The organism is Bradyrhizobium sp. USDA3010 (genome assembly GCF_056429065.1).
In genome coordinates, this window is the sequence record NZ_JBWJZD010000057.1 from 1 (window position 1) to 16,738 (window position 16,738).

At 65.2% G+C, this 16,738-nt stretch carries 21 protein-coding genes; 15 read left to right on the forward strand and 6 right to left on the reverse strand.

The genetic code is table 11. From position 1 onward, the window contains the following. Positions 1 to 229: 229 nt before the first annotated feature. Positions 230 to 1,210, reverse strand: coding sequence for an MBL fold metallo-hydrolase (locus AC066Y_RS39875; protein ID WP_478278625.1), 981 nt, complete (start codon positions 1,208 to 1,210; stop codon positions 230 to 232). 550 nt (positions 1,211 to 1,760) lie between these two features. Between AC066Y_RS39875 and ffh the strand changes: the two genes are divergently transcribed. The 3 genes from ffh to rimM all read left to right on the forward strand — a co-directional run bounded on the left by ffh (position 1,761) and on the right by rimM (position 4,265). Further along, on the forward strand, positions 1,761 to 3,308 hold the full coding sequence (gene ffh, locus AC066Y_RS39880; protein ID WP_092121513.1) for a signal recognition particle protein: 1,548 nt from the start codon (positions 1,761 to 1,763) through the stop codon (positions 3,306 to 3,308). An 85-nt stretch (positions 3,309 to 3,393) separates the two neighbouring features. Next, entirely contained in the window at positions 3,394 to 3,726 is a 333-nt protein-coding gene (rpsP, locus tag AC066Y_RS39885; RefSeq protein WP_029081296.1) for a 30S ribosomal protein S16, read from the forward strand. 17 nt (positions 3,727 to 3,743) lie between these two features. After that, complete coding sequence (gene rimM / locus AC066Y_RS39890) at positions 3,744 to 4,265, forward strand: ribosome maturation factor RimM (protein ID WP_478278626.1); 522 nt, start codon at positions 3,744 to 3,746, stop codon at positions 4,263 to 4,265. 15 nt (positions 4,266 to 4,280) lie between these two features. On the opposite strand, the gene gcvA is transcribed toward rimM, so the two are convergent. Next, on the reverse strand, positions 4,281 to 5,192 hold the full coding sequence (gene gcvA, locus AC066Y_RS39895; protein WP_478278627.1) for a transcriptional regulator GcvA: 912 nt from the start codon (positions 5,190 to 5,192) through the stop codon (positions 4,281 to 4,283). A 171-nt stretch (positions 5,193 to 5,363) separates the two neighbouring features. On the opposite strand from gcvA, the gene AC066Y_RS39900 reads away from it, so the two are divergent. The 6 genes from AC066Y_RS39900 (at position 5,364) to AC066Y_RS39925 (ending at position 11,299) form a co-directional block, all read left to right on the forward strand. Continuing rightward, entirely contained in the window at positions 5,364 to 6,563 is a 1,200-nt protein-coding gene (locus tag AC066Y_RS39900; RefSeq protein ID WP_478278628.1) for an MFS transporter, read from the forward strand. 225 nt (positions 6,564 to 6,788) lie between these two features. After that, complete coding sequence (locus tag AC066Y_RS39905; protein ID WP_478278629.1) at positions 6,789 to 7,871, forward strand: zinc-binding dehydrogenase; 1,083 nt, start codon at positions 6,789 to 6,791, stop codon at positions 7,869 to 7,871. A 9-nt stretch (positions 7,872 to 7,880) separates the two neighbouring features. Continuing rightward, positions 7,881 to 8,630 (forward strand): tRNA (guanosine(37)-N1)-methyltransferase TrmD, encoded by a 750-nt coding sequence (gene trmD, locus AC066Y_RS39910; protein ID WP_478278630.1) that lies wholly within the window; start codon positions 7,881 to 7,883, stop codon positions 8,628 to 8,630. Between the two features lie 108 nt (positions 8,631 to 8,738). Then, the gene (gene rplS, locus AC066Y_RS39915) at positions 8,739 to 9,119 is read left to right on the forward strand and encodes a 50S ribosomal protein L19 (RefSeq protein WP_478278631.1); all 381 of its coding nucleotides are present in this window, start codon (positions 8,739 to 8,741) and stop codon (positions 9,117 to 9,119) included. Positions 9,120 to 9,478: 359 nt separating this feature from the next. Beyond that, the gene (leuC, locus tag AC066Y_RS39920) at positions 9,479 to 10,885 is read left to right on the forward strand and encodes a 3-isopropylmalate dehydratase large subunit (RefSeq protein ID WP_478278632.1); all 1,407 of its coding nucleotides are present in this window, start codon (positions 9,479 to 9,481) and stop codon (positions 10,883 to 10,885) included. A 204-nt stretch (positions 10,886 to 11,089) separates the two neighbouring features. Then, positions 11,090 to 11,299: a hypothetical protein gene (locus tag AC066Y_RS39925; RefSeq protein ID WP_092121493.1), complete on the forward strand. Its 210-nt coding sequence runs from the start codon at positions 11,090 to 11,092 to the stop codon at positions 11,297 to 11,299. Between the two features lie 66 nt (positions 11,300 to 11,365). Here the strand turns inward: AC066Y_RS39925 and AC066Y_RS39930 are convergent, their stop codons facing one another. The 3 genes from AC066Y_RS39930 to AC066Y_RS39940 all read right to left on the reverse strand — a co-directional run bounded on the left by AC066Y_RS39930 (position 11,366) and on the right by AC066Y_RS39940 (position 12,814). Beyond that, positions 11,366 to 11,932 (reverse strand): hypothetical protein, encoded by a 567-nt coding sequence (locus tag AC066Y_RS39930; RefSeq protein ID WP_478278633.1) that lies wholly within the window; start codon positions 11,930 to 11,932, stop codon positions 11,366 to 11,368. Positions 11,933 to 12,117: 185 nt separating this feature from the next. Beyond that, complete coding sequence (locus AC066Y_RS39935; RefSeq protein ID WP_478278634.1) at positions 12,118 to 12,450, reverse strand: hypothetical protein; 333 nt, start codon at positions 12,448 to 12,450, stop codon at positions 12,118 to 12,120. A gap of 127 nt (positions 12,451 to 12,577) precedes the next feature. After that, on the reverse strand, positions 12,578 to 12,814 hold the full coding sequence (locus tag AC066Y_RS39940) for a hypothetical protein (protein WP_456719549.1): 237 nt from the start codon (positions 12,812 to 12,814) through the stop codon (positions 12,578 to 12,580). A 254-nt stretch (positions 12,815 to 13,068) separates the two neighbouring features. On the opposite strand from AC066Y_RS39940, the gene AC066Y_RS39945 reads away from it, so the two are divergent. Beyond that, the gene (locus AC066Y_RS39945; RefSeq protein ID WP_478278635.1) at positions 13,069 to 13,317 is read left to right on the forward strand and encodes a hypothetical protein; all 249 of its coding nucleotides are present in this window, start codon (positions 13,069 to 13,071) and stop codon (positions 13,315 to 13,317) included. Here the strand turns inward: AC066Y_RS39945 and AC066Y_RS39950 are convergent. Beyond that, the gene (locus AC066Y_RS39950) at positions 13,314 to 13,640 is read right to left on the reverse strand and encodes a hypothetical protein (RefSeq protein ID WP_478278636.1); all 327 of its coding nucleotides are present in this window, start codon (positions 13,638 to 13,640) and stop codon (positions 13,314 to 13,316) included. The two genes, AC066Y_RS39945 and AC066Y_RS39950, sit on opposite strands and share 4 nt — an antisense overlap. A gap of 114 nt (positions 13,641 to 13,754) precedes the next feature. On the opposite strand from AC066Y_RS39950, the gene AC066Y_RS39955 reads away from it, so the two are divergent. The 5 genes from AC066Y_RS39955 to AC066Y_RS39975 all read left to right on the forward strand — a co-directional run bounded on the left by AC066Y_RS39955 (position 13,755) and on the right by AC066Y_RS39975 (position 16,693). Further along, positions 13,755 to 14,153: a metallopeptidase family protein gene (locus AC066Y_RS39955; protein ID WP_478278637.1), complete on the forward strand. Its 399-nt coding sequence runs from the start codon at positions 13,755 to 13,757 to the stop codon at positions 14,151 to 14,153. A 188-nt stretch (positions 14,154 to 14,341) separates the two neighbouring features. Next, positions 14,342 to 14,944, forward strand: a complete 603-nt coding sequence (leuD, locus tag AC066Y_RS39960; RefSeq protein WP_223977644.1) for a 3-isopropylmalate dehydratase small subunit — start codon at positions 14,342 to 14,344, stop codon at positions 14,942 to 14,944. 85 nt (positions 14,945 to 15,029) lie between these two features. Next, complete coding sequence (locus AC066Y_RS39965; protein ID WP_478278638.1) at positions 15,030 to 15,821, forward strand: glycosyltransferase family 32 protein; 792 nt, start codon at positions 15,030 to 15,032, stop codon at positions 15,819 to 15,821. A gap of 76 nt (positions 15,822 to 15,897) precedes the next feature. Continuing rightward, complete coding sequence (locus AC066Y_RS39970) at positions 15,898 to 16,323, forward strand: hypothetical protein (RefSeq protein WP_478278639.1); 426 nt, start codon at positions 15,898 to 15,900, stop codon at positions 16,321 to 16,323. Then, positions 16,292 to 16,693 carry a c-type cytochrome gene (locus AC066Y_RS39975; protein WP_478278640.1) on the forward strand — a complete coding sequence of 134 codons (402 nt, stop codon included), beginning with the start codon at positions 16,292 to 16,294 and terminating at the stop codon, positions 16,691 to 16,693. Before AC066Y_RS39970 ends, AC066Y_RS39975 begins: the two co-directional genes overlap by 32 nt. Positions 16,694 to 16,738 lie beyond the last annotated feature (45 nt).

The window sequence follows — 16,738 nt, forward strand, 5'->3', positions numbered from 1 at the left end:
AATATGCTTCGACGTATCCATCCCAATACGGATAATCTTTCTCACGGACGGTCTCCTTGTCTGAGATTTGCAACAACCTCATTCTGGCACACTGATGCCGTAGGGGGCCGTCCACACCATCAACCACAGGCGAGCATTGTTAGGGCGCTGTGGCTCCAGCGTTGTCCAACAATCAGCGCTTGTGGTTATGGGTCCCGGGTCGCGCTTCGCTTGCCCGGGACGACAGCTCCTAAATCTCGAACACCTGACCCGGCTTCAGCGTCAAGAACTTCTCGCGCGACACCCTCGCCGCGTCGAGCGCTTCACCGAGCGCGATCACGGGCGCGTCGATCGCCTCGTCGGTCAGCTGGAACGTGCCGTGGTGATGCGCCAGCGCCTGGGTGGCGCCGCAATCGGCCAGCGCCTTCACCGCATCCTCCGGGTTCATGTGCTGGTCCTGCATGAACCAGCGCGGCTCGTAAGCGCCGATCGGCAAGATCGCGAGCCGCAACGGACCATGCGCCTCGGCCACGCGGCGGAAATGCCGGCCGTCGCCATAGCCGGAATCGCAGACGATGTAGAGCTTGCCGGCCGGCGTCTCCAGCACGAAGCTCGCCCACAGCGCCTTGTTGCGATCGAACAGGCCCCGCGCCGACCAGTGCCGCGTCGGCACCAGCGTCGCGGCGAGACTGCCGCCGAGCTCGACGCGCTGGTGCCAGTCGAATGCCTCGGCCTTGATCGCGGCGTCGGAGGCGCGCATCGTGACGTCGTTGCCGAGCGGCGTGATCACGCGCGGCGCAAACGCGGCATTGAGCTTCGACAGCGTCGCGACGTCGAGATGGTCGTAATGGCCGTGCGACACCAGCACGACGTCGATGTCAGGCAGCTTCTCGAAAGCGACGCCGGGATCATTGTGCCGCTTCGGACCTGCGAAGCTGAACGGCGAGGCGCGCATCGACCAGACCGGATCGATCAGGATGTTGAGGCCGCCGGCCTGGATCAGCCAACTGGCGTGGCCGACAAAGCAGAGCCGCACCTTGTCGCCATCGACGCGGGCCGGCGGCGTATCGGCATAAGGGCTCGGCGCCCATTCCGGCCAGACTGCGCGCTGCCGCCTGCCCCCGAATTGCCAGCGCAACAGCTCGCCGAGCGATTTCGGCGGCGCGCCGTCCGGATCGAAGAAGTGCAGGCCGTCGAAGTGATCGGAGACGGGGCCGTCATAAGTTTTCATCAGGGACATCCAGATCGAGGGCACGCCGATCGCGGCAGCGGCTCCGGTCAAGGTTGCAAGAAGGCGGCGGCGGTGATGATGGGCACGCGGGTTCCCAACAGGAGGCAGGCTCCGCTTATATGGGCGGTGACGCCGAATTCCGAACCAAACCGGCAAATCGACGTAATTTCAATGGTTTATGATCTAAGCCGAGCGAATTGCGGCGAAACTTTCCTTGACTTTGCTCCTCCGGCAGCGTTTAACGCCGCGACTTTCTCGGAAAGATCCGTCTTTTCGACCCGCCGACTGGTCCTTGAGGCCAGAGGCCAACGCCCGACAGCGCGATGCGCCCTCGGGCGCGAAAGTGTTTGGACCATCGTCTCGGATACCGCCGTCTTGGCACGGTGCCCAGGCGGACTATCTGGTCATCACCCGCGAGAGCGGGTGATCCAGTATCCCAGAGCAGCTCGGATTGAACCGGGAGGCCGCGGCGTACTGGATGCCCCGCTTTCGCGGGGTATGACGAGGAGCGAGTGAAGCGCGCTCACGGGCGCAACGAAGGACAAGGGCATTGTTCGACAATCTGTCGGAACGGCTTGGTGGCATTCTCGATCGTCTGACGGGGCGCGGTGCGCTGACCGAAAAGGACGTCGATGCCGCGATGCGCGAGGTGCGCCGCGCGCTGCTCGAAGCCGACGTCGCGCTCGAGGTCGTCCGCAGCTTCATCGACCGGGTCCGCGAGCAGGCGATCGGCGCCACCGTCGTCAAATCGGTGACGCCGGGCCAGATGGTGGTGAAGATCGTCCATGACGAGCTCGTCGCCACGCTCGGTTCCGACGGCCAGACCATCGATATCAACTCCGTGCCGCCGGTGCCGATCATGATGGTCGGTCTGCAAGGCTCCGGTAAGACCACCACCACCGCGAAGCTCGCGCGCCGCATGGTTCAGCGCGACAAGCGCAAGGTGCTGATGGCCTCGCTCGATGTCTACCGCCCGGCGGCGATGGAGCAGCTCGCGGTGCTCGGCCGCGACCTCGACATTCCGACGCTGCCGATCGTCGCCGGCCAGATGCCGCCGCAGATCGCCAGGCGCGCGATCGAAGCAGGCAAGCTCGGCGGCTACGACGTCGTGCTGCTCGATACCGCCGGCCGCACCACGCTCGACGAAGACATGATGAAGGAGGCGGCCGAGATCAAAGCCGCCGCCAACCCGCACGAAGTGCTGCTGGTCGCCGACTCCCTCACCGGCCAGGACGCGGTCAACCTCGCACGCTCATTCGATGAACGCGTCGGCCTCACCGGCATCGTGCTGACGCGCGTCGACGGCGACGGCCGCGGCGGCGCGGCGCTGTCGATGCGCGCGGTGACCGGCAAGCCGATCAAGCTGCTCGGTACCGGTGAAAAGACCGACGCGCTGGAAGACTTCCATCCGAACCGCATCGCCGGCCGCATCCTCGGCATGGGCGACGTCGTCTCGCTGGTCGAGAAGGCCGCGGCCAATATCGACGCCGAAAAGGCCGCGCGCACCGCCGAGCGCATGCGCAAGGGTCAGTTCGACCTCAACGACATGCGCGAACAGCTGCAGCAGATGGCGAATATGGGCGGCATCGGCGGCCTGATGGGCATGATGCCCGGCATTGCCAAGATGAAGAACCAGATCGCGGCGGCCGGCATCGACGACAAGATCATCAAGCGCCAGGTCGCGGTAATCGATTCGATGACGCGGCAGGAGCGCAAGAATCCGGACATCCTGAAGGCGAGCCGCAAGAAGCGCATCGCGGCGGGCGCCGGCCAGAGCGTCGAGCAGGTCAACAAGCTGCTGAAGATGCACCGGAACATGGCCGACATGATGAAGGCCATGGGAAGCGGCAAGCGCGGCCCGCTCGCCGGCATCGCGCAGGCGATGGGCTTTGGCGGCGGCATGAAGCCGCCGTCGGCCGAGGAGATGAAGGCGCTCGCCGAGAAGATGCAGGGCGGCGCCGGCGGCGGTCTGCCGAGCCTGCCGAAGGATTTGCCCGTTGGGCTCCGCGGCGGCCTGCCCAATGTGCCGGGCCTGACCGGCCTCAGCGGCAAGCCGACGCTGCCGGGCCTCGGCGGCTTCCCGGGCAAGAAGAAATGAGGAATTCGTCGCGACGGCTCACATGCAGCCGGCGCGACGCGGAATGCCAATCAATCGAACACATCGACCTTTGAAGGAGAACTAAATGTCCGTTGTTATCCGCCTCGCTCGCGCAGGCACCAAGAAGCGTCCGGTCTATCACGTCGTCGTCGCCGACTCGCGCTTCCCGCGCGATGGCCGCTTCATCGAGCGTCTCGGCCACTTCAACCCGCTGCTGCCGAAGGACAACGAGGCCCGCCTGAAGCTCGACATGGACAAGGTGAAGGCCTGGCTCGCCAAGGGCGCGCAGCCGTCGGATCGCGTGACCCGCTTCCTCGACGCCGCCGGCGTCGTCAAGCGCACCGCGCGCAACAACCCGGAAAAGGCCGTGCCGCGCAAGGAGCGCAAGGCGCAGGCCGAAGCCGCCGCCAAGGCTTAAGCTGAACGGCGACCACGGTGACTGCACCGGTCTGTATCGCCCGTATCGGCGCTGCGCATGGTGTGCGCGGCGCCGTCCGGCTATGGACCTTCACCGAAGATCCGCTGGCCGTGAAGGACTACGGCCCGCTGATGACCAAGGATGGCGCGCGCCAGTTCGAGGTCACGCATGCGCGCGAGGCCAAGGACCATCTGGTGGTGACGCTGAAGGGCGTCGCCAGCCGCGATGACGCCGAACGGCTCAACGGGCTCGAGCTCTACGTTCCGCGCGACCGGCTGCCGGAAACCGACGACGGCGAATACTATCACACCGACCTGATCGGCCTCGCCGCCGTGACGATGACAGAGCAGCCGCTCGGCAAGGTGATCGCGATCCATAATTTCGGCGCCGGCGACATCATCGAGATCGCCCCGCCGCAGGGCGCAACGATGCTGCTGCCCTTCACCAATGCCGTGGTGCCGACAGTCGATCTCGCCGGCGGCCGCGTGGTGATCGAGCTGCCGCAGGAAGTCGACGGCGACGATCCGTCGGCAGCTTGATCAAAACATTTTTCCTCAACCCGTCATCCGGCCCTGCTGCTCGAGCCAGTCGCAGAACACCGCGCTGTGCGGATCGTTGCTGCGGCCTGCCGGAAAATACGCGAAGTAGCTCCGCGCCGGCAGGCTAACTGCCGGGAACGGCGTCACCAGGCGCCCGGCCGCGAGATCGTCCGATATCAGCGCGGTCGGGCCCATCGCAACGCCGAGACCATCGAGCGCGGCCTGGATCGTCAGATAGAAATGATCGAAAGTCAGCGAAGCGGCCGGCTCCAGCGCGGATTGCCCGGCCTCGGTCAACCAGTCGCGCCAGAGCCGCGGCATCGACGTGACATGTAGCAGCGTATGCCTGGAGAGATCTGCGATCTCATGCAGCGGCAGTCGTTCAAGCAGCGACGGACTGCACACCGGCAATCTCCGCTCCGACACCAGGAAGCGCGACGAGAAGCCATGAAACGTGTCCGGACCGCCGCGGATCACGACGTCGAATGATTCCGGCAACGCGTCCACCGGATCGTTCGACGTGCTCAAACGCACTTCGATGTCGGGATGCTCGGCACGAAAGCGGCTCATCCGCGGCAGCAGCCAGCGCAGGCTGAAGGTCGCGAGCGCATTGACCCGTAACACCGCAACTGCGGCATCGCCGCGCCGCTCGCGATGCTGCTGCACGGCAGCCGAGATCCGGTCGAGCGCAGGCGCGAATTCCGCCAAGAGCGCCGCGCCCGCCGGCGTCAGCACCACGCGCCGCACCGACCGCCGGAACAACGGCGGCGCGCCGAGCCATTCCTCGAGCAGGCGGATCTGCTGGCTGACGGCGCCATGGGTCACGCTGAGCTCGGCGGCGGCTTCCTTGAAGCTGCCGAGCCGTGCGGCGGCCTCGAAGGCGCGAACCGCATTGAGTGGCGGCAGGCTGCGGCGTGGGACGAACATGACTGCTCAATACCAGATTTTCTAACGCATGATCCGATTATTACTGATTTGTGACAGAAGCCAATCCGGCGCATATTGCGCAACAAGCCACTCACATATCATTCTTTTCTGAAGCCCATCTCCAATGTCCCGCTGCTCTATCTTTAGATTTTCTTCCACTGGATGGCGCCGATGAGCGTGTCCGTGGAAGCCGGCACGTCTCGCCCCGACCACGCCCGGGCGACGCGCACGCTGACGGTGACCGGGCTCAACCATGCCCTCCATGACGGCTACACCGACCTGATCTACGTGCTGCTGCCGGTCTGGCAGGCGGAGTTCGCGCTGAGCTACGGGCTGCTGGCGCTGCTGCGCGGGCTCTATGCCGGCGCCATGGCCGGGCTGCAGATTCCGGTCGGACGCATCGCGGAGCGGATCGACGGCAAGGTCATCCTGATCGCGGGCACGGCGCTGTCGGCGCTCGGCTATGTGTTCGCCGGATTGTCCGGCGGCGTCATCGGACTTGGCCTGGCGCTCGCGCTCTCCGGCGCCGGTTCGAGCACGCAGCATCCGATCGCATCGGCGGCCGTGTCGCGCGCCTATGGCGCGGCGGCGCGCGGCCCGCTCGGCATCTACAATTTCTCCGGCGATCTCGGCAAGGCGGCGATCCCGGCGCTGACCTCGATCCTGCTCGTGATCATGTCGTGGCGGCACACGCTGCTCGTGGTCGCCTTTGCCGGTCTGCTTGTCGCGATCTGCATCACGCTCTGGATGCCGTCGGTCGGCAAGGGTGCCGAGCACAAGGCCACCGCCGGTTCGCGCCGCGACGGCGCCGGCGGCGGCTTTCCGTGGCTGCTCGCGATCGGAATCCTCGACACCGCGGTCAGGATGGGCTTTCTCACCTTCCTGCCGTTCCTGTTGCGCGACAAGGGCGCCTCGCTGCCGACCAACGGCCTCGCGCTGGCGCTGGTCTTCATCGGCGGCGCAGCGGGGAAATTCACTTGCGGCTGGCTCGGCGCGCGCGTCGGCACGCTGCGCACCGTGCTCATCACCGAAGGCGGCACGGCGGCGTTGATCCTTGCGGTGCTGGTATTGCCGCTGGCGCCGGCCATCGTGCTGCTGCCGCTGCTCGGCGTGATGCTCAACGGCACCTCCTCGGTGCTCTATGGCACGGTGCCCGAACTCACGCCGCCGCATCAGACCGAGCGTGCCTTCGCGCTGTTCTATACGGGGACGATCGGATCGGGCGCGATCGCGCCGGTGCTCTACGGCTTGCTCGGTGATGCGCTCGGCCCGACGCTCGCCACGGCAGCGACCGCGCTCACGGCGCTGGCGATCTGCCCGCTTGCAGTGGCGCTCGCGCGGCATCTCGCGGACGATACAAAGGCGGCGTGACCATAACGTGCCTAGCCCGAGCTGCTGTCTGTCTTCTCCTTCCCCCTGAAAGGGGGAAGGTCGGGATGGGGGTCAGCCGCGGGCGACGATGCAAGCTGACAGACCTGATCCCCACCCGCTTTGCTCTGGCGAGCAAAGCGACCTCCCCTTTTCAAGGGGAGGTTGGAGCGGATTGCGCTTCGCTCCATCCGGGCTACTTAAGCAATGGTGTCACGGAGCATCCCAATGACAAGCACGCACAAGGCCTGGCGGCTGCACGCCCACAATGATCTTCGCTTCGAGGATGTCGCAACGCCCGGGCCCGCGCCCGATGGCGTCGTGGTGCGGGTCGAAGCCGGCATGGTGCTGTCCTATACCAACAAGCTGCTGTCGGGCGCGCTGCCCTACAGCCTGCCGCCGATGCCGTTCGTGCCGGGCACCAACGCGATCGCGCGCGTCGTCGCCACCGGCGAGAACGTCACGCATGTCCGAAGTGGCGACCGCGTGTTCCTGAGCCCGCATCTGCGCGGCGACGTGCCGGATCGCGATCCGCCGCAGATCCTGATCGGCCTCACCGCCACCGTGACGACGCCGGAGGCGCTCGCGCTGCAGGCGCGCTGGCGCGACGGCGTGTTTGCGGAGATCGCGCATTGGCCTGCCGCCTGCGTCACGCCACTTGCCAATCTCGACGACCAGCCGGCGACCGAGCTGATCGGGTTGGCAAAACTGATCGTACCGTTCGGCGGATTGCAGCGCACCGGCCTGCGCGGCGGACAGACCATCATCGTCAACGGCGCGAGCGGCTATTTCGGCTCGGGCGGCGTGATGCTCGCGGTCGCGATGGGCGCGGGCCGCGTCGTTGCGGTCGGACGCAAGCAGGCCGCGCTCGAGCAGTTGCGCGATGCATTCGGCCCGCGCGTCATTCCAGCTGTCGTCACCGGCGATGCCGCCGCCGATCTTTCGATCATCCGCCGCGCCGCCGGCGGCAGCGCCGATGTCGCGCTCGACCTGCTCGGCGCCGCCAAGAGCACCTCGACGACACTGTCCTGCCTGCGCGCGCTCCGGCGTGGCGGCCGGATGGTGCTGATGGGCAGCGCCGAGGTGCCGCTCGAGCTGTCGTTCCGCGAGATGCTGGCCAACGACTGGGAGGTGGTCGGGCAGTTCATGTACGATCGAACGGCGCCGGGCCAACTCGCCGGCCTTGCCGCCGAAGGCCTGCTGGATCTGCGCAAGATCAACGTTGCGACGTTCAAGCTCGCCGACTTCCGCCGTGCAGTCGACGCGGCCGCGATGATGCAGAGCCTCGACCTCACGGCCGTGGTGCCGTAACCAGAGGCCATGACGACACCGCAAGAGCCCCCCTGGCGCGCCACCGTGCTGACCCTGTTCCCGGACATGTTTCCGGGACCGCTCGGCGTGAGTCTGGCCGGCAAGGCGCTGGCCACGGGTCTCTGGGCGTTGGAGGCGCGCGACATCCGGGCGTCGGCGACCGACAAGCACCGCAGCGTCGATGACACGCCGGCCGGCGGCGGCCCGGGTATGGTGCTGCGGGCCGATGTGCTGGCGGCGGCGATCGATGCCGCCGGTGTCGGGGCTGACCGCCCGCGCCTCTTGATGAGCCCACGCGGTCGGCCATTGACCCAGACCCACGTCGCCGAGCTCGCGGCCGGGCCCGGGCCCCTGATCGTCTGCGGCCGCTTCGAGGGCATCGACCAGCGGGTGATCGAGGCGCGCCAGCTCGAGGAGGTCTCGATCGGCGATTATGTGCTGTCCGGCGGCGAAATCGCCGCGATGGCGCTGATCGACGCCTGCGTTCGCCTGTTGCCGGGGGTGATGGGGAAGCTGGTCTCGGGAACCGAGGAGAGCTTCTCCGAAGGACTACTGGAATACCCCCAATATACCCGCCCACAGGAGTTCGAGGGCCGCCAGATCCCGGAAATCCTGATTTCCGGCGATCACGCCAAGGTCGCGGCCTGGCGGCTGGCCCAGTCCGAGGCCCTGACGGCGGTCCGGCGGCCCGATCTCTGGGCCCGGAAGGCCGGCCAAAAAGCGCCCCGGCGAGGGACAAAAAACACGACAGACGGGTGACAAACCCTGCGCTTTGCCTTATAGGCACGGCCTAATCCGCACACGCGCAGGATAGATGGACGTTTGCGCAGCCCGCACAGGCTGGGCGCGCCGCCGATGGAGATTTCGATGAACCTGATTCAGCAGCTCGAAAAAGAGCAGTTCGACAAGCTCGCCGCCACCAAGACCATCCCGGAATTCGGACCCGGCGATACCGTCATCGTCAACGTGAAGGTGGTCGAAGGCGAACGCACCCGCGTGCAGGCCTATGAAGGCGTCTGCATCGGTCGTTCCGGCCATGGCCTCAACGAGAGTTTCACCGTGCGCAAGATCTCCTACGGCGAAGGCGTCGAGCGCGTTTTCCCGGTGATGTCGCCGATGATCGACTCGATCAAGGTCGCGCGTCGCGGCAAGGTGCGTCGCGCCAAGCTCTATTACCTGCGCAACCTGCGCGGCAAGTCGGCCCGCATCGTCGAGAAGCAGGACCGCCAGACCGCCGTCGGCGAGTAACGTTTCCCTTCAGGGGATGTGACCAAAAGCGCGGGGCCTGCCCCGCGCTTTTTCGTTGCGGCATACCTATCTGATGGACAGGCCCGCGCATCGATCGATTGTCGCGGGCGCAAGCCCTGTGATAGAAATTTAGAATGGTTCCGGATCAAGCAAGCCAGCGCTGCCCAAGTCAGACCTGCAAGCGCGTCGTGATCGACGATCGCTCGCGGCTGCCCGGCCGCTTCTTCGGACGCTTTGCGACGTCGGCAACGTCTGAGCTTACGCGCGCAGCGTAACGCTGCCTGGACGCTGTCGCCTGCTCGCGCGCCGAGACGCGCTTAACGCCATTCATCACTGAATTTCTTCTGGAGCTGAAGCTCATGTCCAAACCGACCACGCTGTACGACAAGATCTGGAACGACCATCTGGTCCACGAGGCCGACGACGGCACCTGCCTGCTCTATATCGATCGCCACCTGGTGCACGAGGTGACCTCGCCGCAGGCGTTCGAAGGCCTGCGCGCTGCCGGCCGCAAGGTGCACGCGCCCGAGAAGACGCTCGCCGTCGTCGACCACAACATCCCGACCACCGACCGCTCGAAGCCGAACCCCGATCCGGAAAGCATCGAGCAGATGCGGGTGATGGCGGAGAACGCCAAGGAATTCGGCATCGAATATTACAACGAGTTCGACAAGCGTCAGGGCATCGTCCACGTCATCGGCCCGGAGCAGGGTTTCACGCTGCCCGGCACCACCATCGTCTGCGGTGACAGCCACACCTCGACGCATGGCGCGTTCGGCGCGCTCGCGCACGGCATCGGCACCTCCGAAGTCGAGCACGTGCTGGCGACGCAGACGCTGATCCAGAAGAAGGCCAAGAACATGCGCGCGATCGTCGACGGCAAATTGCCTGACGGCGTGACCGGCAAGGACATCATCCTGGCGATCATCGGCGAGATCGGCACCGCCGGCGGCACCGGCTATGTGCTGGAATATGCCGGCGAGGCGATCCGTGCGCTTTCGATGGAAGGCCGCATGACGGTCTGCAACATGTCGATCGAAGGCGGCGCGCGCGCCGGCCTGGTCGCGCCCGACCAGAAGGCGTTCGACTTCCTGCGCGATCGCCCGAAGGCGCCGAAGGGCGCGGCCTGGGATGCCGCGATGCGCTACTGGGAGACGCTGCGCTCCGACGAGGGCGCGCATTTCGACCATGAGCTGCGGCTCGACGCTGCAAAACTGCCGCCGATCGTCACCTGGGGCACGAGCCCTGAGGACGTCATCTCGGTGACCGGCTTCGTGCCCGATCCCGACAAGATCGCGGATGAGGCGAAGCGGCTCTCCAAGCACCGCGCGCTGAAATATATGGGCCTGACCGCCGGCACCAAGATCACCGACATCACGCTCGACCGCGTCTTCATCGGCTCCTGCACCAACGGCCGCATCGAAGACCTGCGCGCCGCCGCGAAGATCGCCGAGGGCAAGACCGTCAACGCCAACGTCAACGCGATGATCGTGCCGGGCTCGGGCATCGTGAAGGAGCAGGCGGAAGCCGAAGGCCTCGACAAGATCTTCGTCAAGGCCGGCTTCGAATGGCGCGAGCCGGGTTGCTCGATGTGCCTGGCGATGAACCCGGACAAGCTGAAGCCGGAAGAGCGCTGCGCCTCGACCTCGAACCGCAACTTCGAGGGCCGCCAGGGCTTCAAGGGCCGCACCCATCTGGTGTCGCCCGCGATGGCCGCGGCCGCCGCGATCGCCGGTCACTTCGTCGACGTCCGCGACTGGCGGTAAGGTAAGCGCGTGAGCTTCGGTTCTGACCAGATCAGAACCGAAGCCCGATTCTCTTTTTTGACGCGTTTTCTTCACGCGAACCGAGACCACTTCGCTCGAAAACGCTATGGCTTGCCTCAAGCTCGAGCCGTTTCGGAAACGGCTCGTTAACGGGGCGCACGCACACTGGCTCCTTGCGAACACAAGCTTCGTGGGGAGCCGGACGTGGCCGACAAAAGCGAATTCGTCGACATGATCAGTGAGGCGACGCGGCAGAAGCGACGCCGCGCCGCGCCACGCATCATTGATCCGCTTCCCGAGGTGAAGGAAACCTCGCGCCTCAGCCACTGGCCGCCGGAGCGCTGGACGCAATGGCGGATGGAAAACCTGACGCCGTGGAAGATAAAGTCCTGGAAGCTGAAGAACTGGGACTAGCGCGCTCTCCAGCGAGAGTGACCTGAAAGAACGGGCGCCGCTTGGCGCCCGCTGTCATTTCAGCCCTTACCAATAAACCCCGTACGGCCGCCAGTAATGGCGGTGATGCCAATACGGCCGGCAGATCCGGCGCGGTCCGTAATAGGTCCAGACCACCCGGCAACGGCGGTGATGATAATAGGCCGGATAATAGTAAGACGATCCGTAGAAGTAGCGCCGGTGATGGAAGTGCCGACGGTAGCCGTAGCGGTAACCGCCGCCATAGAAGCGGTGGTACCCGCCGTAGTGGCGATGGTAGCCGCCATAGCGATAGCCGCCATGGAGCGCCGGCGCGGCGCGGAAGCCGCCACCGTGGAAGCTGCGGAAGCCGCCGCCGTGAAATCCACCGCCGTGAAAGCCGCCACCATGGAAACCACCGCCATGAAAACCTCCACCGCCGTGGCCGCCGCCACCGCCGTGCCGAACCTGGGTCGTCATGGCATCGGCCGCGGACTTTGCCGCAGGCACGGTGCCCGGGCTCGCCAGCGACAGCGCTTCGGCGCGTTGCTGCGAAGCGATCGACAATGCGAAGACCGCGGCCGCGGCAACACCAAGGCGGAGCAGCAGTCCGCGCCGCAAAGAGCTCTCCCTCATCTCGGAACCTCCCTGACAACAGCAGTGAAACCACGCTGCACGGCAGCCGGTCTCATTGTGTTCATCGCAGTCGCTCCCGGCAGGACGCTAGAAAGCCCTGAGTGAATGCGCCATGAACGCGCGAAACCGTGCGACGAAAAGTCCGAGCGGGAATATCGGCGGCGATCGCAGCGCGGCCGGCTGCATCACCAGAACGGACCGAACCCGAAGCCAAAGGTGAACGGCGCCGGCGCAGCGTATGGATACGGCCGATAGTAGTAAGGCCGTCCGTAATAATAGGAGCCGTACGGCCGGTAATAGGAATAGGGCTGGTAGTACGGCCGGTAATAAGGCCGGTAGCCGTGATGATAATGGTGACGATGGTAATGGCGATGATGGCGCTGCGCGCTGAAGTCGGTCGCCTTGCCCGCCTGCCGCTGTTGTGCCGCGGCCCGCGGCGTGGCTGATGCCGCGGCGGTTGCTGGCGCCGTCAATGCGCATGCGCAAGCGACCGCGGCAACACCGATCCATTTCATCATGATCAACTCCTGCAGATTGCGATTGATATCATCTCGCGCGCGCGAATCTGCCGGTTTGATGGCTGAGAACGACAACAGGCCCGCTGCTCACGGGCCTGTGTCTCAACTGCGCTGATCCGTCGCGCGATCAGCGGCGCCAGTGGCGACGATGACCCCAGCCACGGTGATGTCCGCGACCCCAGCCACGATGCCAGCCATGACCATGACCATAGCGGACCTGCGTGGTCGTCTGGTTCGCGTTGTCCTGAACCGTTGCGGCGGTGCCCGGCGTCGCAAGCGACATCGCGCTCGCGCGCTCGGCCGGCGCCGCCAAAACCAGCACGGCACCGACGGCCGCAAGCCCCAGAACTTTCATCACCTTCATGCGTCTTCTCCTTGATCCCCTGAGGTCACGTCTTGCAACGACGACTCGGGTTCGAATCGACCCCGTTGCCGCGACGCAGATCGCAAGCAGAATGCGGACGACGTGAATTGGGATTTGAATGACTGCGCCAAGCTTGTGAATGCCGCTGGCGCGCGCGGGGTTCCGGCACAGCCGCAGGAATTTTCATGTCTGCGCGCAAAACCGGCATAGACAATGGTCGTATGTTGTAAGGAGCCTCTCGCAGGAGATCGCCGATGACACAACAAGGCCCGCGCAGATGGTTGGCGCTTGGCGCGGCAGCACTCGCTGGTTCCATCATTTCAGTTAATTTCGCGCTCGCCTCGCAAGGACCGGGCGGCGGCATGGGAACGGCGAGCCAGCTCACGCAAATGCTGATGGCGCTCGCGGTCTATGGAACGGTGGGAGCGGTCGTCGCGGCCGGACTGATCGGCGCAGCGCGCCGACATTTGCGCCAGCTTCCGCGTCGCGCGAAGCCGCTCTAGCCCGGGCGCCAGAAGCAGTTCATGCGCGGCGTGATCACGGTGCCGCTCGGCCGGTGCTCCTGCACATAGGTCGCGGTGCAATCGCGCACGGCGTTCGGACCGGGATTGTAGCGCGGGATGACATCCGGCTCCCAATGATCGGGCCGCGACCGGTAGATCGGCACCCGCCTGAGTCGGCGGTGCTCGACGACCCGCTCGCGCACGACCGGCGCCGTCTCACCGATGCGCGCTTCGGCCGCCGCGCTCTGTGCCCGCGCCTCTCCGGCCGGAAGCGAAAGCCCGACTGCTACCGCCAACAGCGTTGCCGCCACGATCCGTTTCATCACGCCACCCAAGCCCCGTTCTCGAGCCTCAATCTTGGGCCGCACGGTCTCCCATTGCACCGCCAAGGTCAACTGCGCTGGCGCCGGCTGAGCCACTCGCGCTAAAGGAGTGTCATGTGGACCACAGAAAAAGCCCCCTCGCTTGCCGAGATGGAGGTCATGGCGCATGAGATTTTCGAGCGCCTGCCTCCGACGTTCCGGGCCCTCTGCGAGGGCCTGATCATCCGTGTCGACGACTTCCCGACCGACGAGGTGCTCGACGAGATGCAGGCCGAGAGCGAGTTCGACCTGCTCGGCCTGTTTCACGGCATCGGCCTGCCGCAACAGAGCCATGGCGACGTGGCCCGCCTCCCCAACCTGGTCTGGCTCTACCGGCGGCCGATCCTGGACTACTGGGCGGAGCACGACGAAACCCTCGGCCACATCGTCCGCCACGTGCTGATCCATGAGATTGGGCACCATTTCGGCCTCTCCGACGCCGATATGGAGGCGATTGAGGCCGATGCGGGGTAAAGCGTTTTCGAGCGAAGTGGACCCCGGTTTGCGTGAAGAAAACGCGTCAAAACAAGGAAGCTGGAGCCCCCGTTGCCGATCCAATCGGAACGAGGGCTCCAGCTTTGCAGAAATGGCCCTTTTACCGCTGTCACATTCGCGATAAACATCCAGCCCCTATCCCCTATTTTTGCCCGGGAAGAGCACCGATGGACAAGTTCACCACGCTGGAAGGCGTCGCGGCACCGCTGAAGATCATCAATGTCGACACCGACATGATCATTCCGAAGCAGTACCTCAAGACCATCAAGCGCACCGGCCTTGGCAAGGGGCTTTTCTCCGAGCAGCGCTACAAGGATGACGGCAGCGAGAACCCCGATTTCGTCCTCAACCAGTCCGCCTATCGCAACGCGAAGGTGCTGGTCGCCGGCGACAATTTCGGCTGCGGCTCGAGCCGCGAGCACGCGCCGTGGGCGCTGCTCGACTTCGGCATCCGTTGCGTGATCTCGACCTCGTTCGGCGACATCTTCTACAACAACTGTTTCAAGAACGGCATCCTGCCGATCCGCGTGTCGCAGGAGGACCTCGACAAGCTGTTCGACGATGCCGAGCGCGGCGCCAATGCGACGCTGACCATCGATCTCCCCAACCAGGAGATCCGCGGCCCCGACGGCGGCACGGTGAAGTTCGAGATCGATCCGTTCCGCAAGCACTGCCTGATCAACGGCCTCGACGACATCGGCCTGACGATGGAGAAGAAATCGTCGATCGACACCTACGAGGCCAAGCTCAAGGAGCGCGCCTGGGCCTGAGGCTCGGCGTATTATCGCACCCCGGCACCTTCAGGCGCCGGGGTTTTCCTTTGCCTCTTCGCAGACCTGCTGATGGCTGACGCGCATGCTGCCTGACATCGTCACCTTCTGGCACGGCTCGATGGACGCGCTGCGCCGGACCTGTCTGCGCTCGCAGGTGGCGGCCGGGCACAAGGTCACCGTCTACAGTTTCGATCCAATTCCCGCCCTGCCCGACGGCGTCGGCAATGCCGAGGCCGAAGCGGTGCTGCCGCATGCGTTTGCCGAGAAGCTGCGTCCGCCGGAGCCTGACGGCTCATGGCGCGACTGGACCCTGCTGCAGTTCAGCGATTTCTTCCGGATGCGGCTGATGACGCAGCGCGCCGGCCTCTGGCTCGACGCCGATGTGCTGCTCTTGAAGCCGGTCGAGATCGATCCGGCCAAGCCGTATTTTGCCTGGGAACGGCCGCGGCAGCTCGGCAATTCCGTGCTGTACCTGCCGCCTGACGATCCGATCGTCCACGCATTCGAAGCGCTGATGAAACAGGACGAGCTCACCCCGGACTGGCTGGCGCTGCGTCACCGCCTGACCTTTGCGATGCGCCGGCTGCGCGGCAAGTCGAACCGCCTTGCCGATATCAGAGTCGCGATCTACGGCCCGGCGGCACTGACCGCGCTCGCGCGCCGCGAAGGCGAGTTGCAGCACGCGCTGCCGAAGCGCTCGTTCTACGCGGTGCACGCCGAGCCAAGACTGTTCTTCGAGCCGTCGGATTTTTCGCGCTACCTGAACGATCCCGAAATTGTCGGCCTGCACATCTCGCCGAAGGGACGCGGCAAGGAGGCGCCGATCCCCGGCAGCCTCTATGCTTGGGCGACCGAGAGGTTTGGGCGGACTTGAGCCGATTTGATCTGCCGCAAGGTCAGGCTGCGTAGAAGGTCTCATATGGGACGGCCAGTTTATGTTGGAGGCACCCATGACCACCGAAGCTCGGATGTACCCTGTCGTCGAGTATCTGATCGACGTGTTCGGCGACTGGCTGAAGCACCGGCGGGAGCTTGGCGAGCTGCGCGAACTGGACGATGCGAGTTTCAAGCAGATCGCAAGCGACCTGCGGGTCAGCCCTGACGACCTCACGGCGTTGCTGCGCCAAGGGCCGCACAGCGCCGACGAATTGCTCAAGCTGCTCATGGCAATCGGAATCGATCAAGAGAAGCTGGCACGCACCGAGTACTTGGTGCTGCGCGACATGGAGCGGGTCTGCAGCTTGTGCAATCACAAGCGACAGTGCGACCATGATCTCGCCGCCGGCACGTCCAGCGCGCACTATCATCAATACTGCCTGAACGCCGCGACGATCGATGCGCTGGGTGAGGCTGCAGGTCGCAAGCCGGCGTCGTGATGGTGCGTCGATGCTGAATCAGCACCTCGTCTGGCGCCGTGCATTGCCGATCGTCGTGATCGCGATGGCTGCGCTCTTTCCGCTACGCCTGCATCAGGCCAATGGCGCGGGGCAGCCTTCAGAGAGCATTACCGCCGGGCACCGGCGGGCAGAGGCCTGGTGCATGGAATGCCACGTCGTCGGCCCGATTGCCACGGGCGTGAAGAAAGTGCCGCCGGACTTCATCGCCATCGCCAACCGGCCCTCCACCACCACGCTTTGGCTGAAGGTGTTCCTGAAGACGAGCCACCCGACAATGCCGAACATCATTGTCGGGCCGAGCGAGGCCGATGATCTCGCGAATTACATTATGAGCCTGAAGCGCGACTAAAGCGCGATGCGATCAGGTTGAATCGTCATCGCGCTCTAGCTTCTT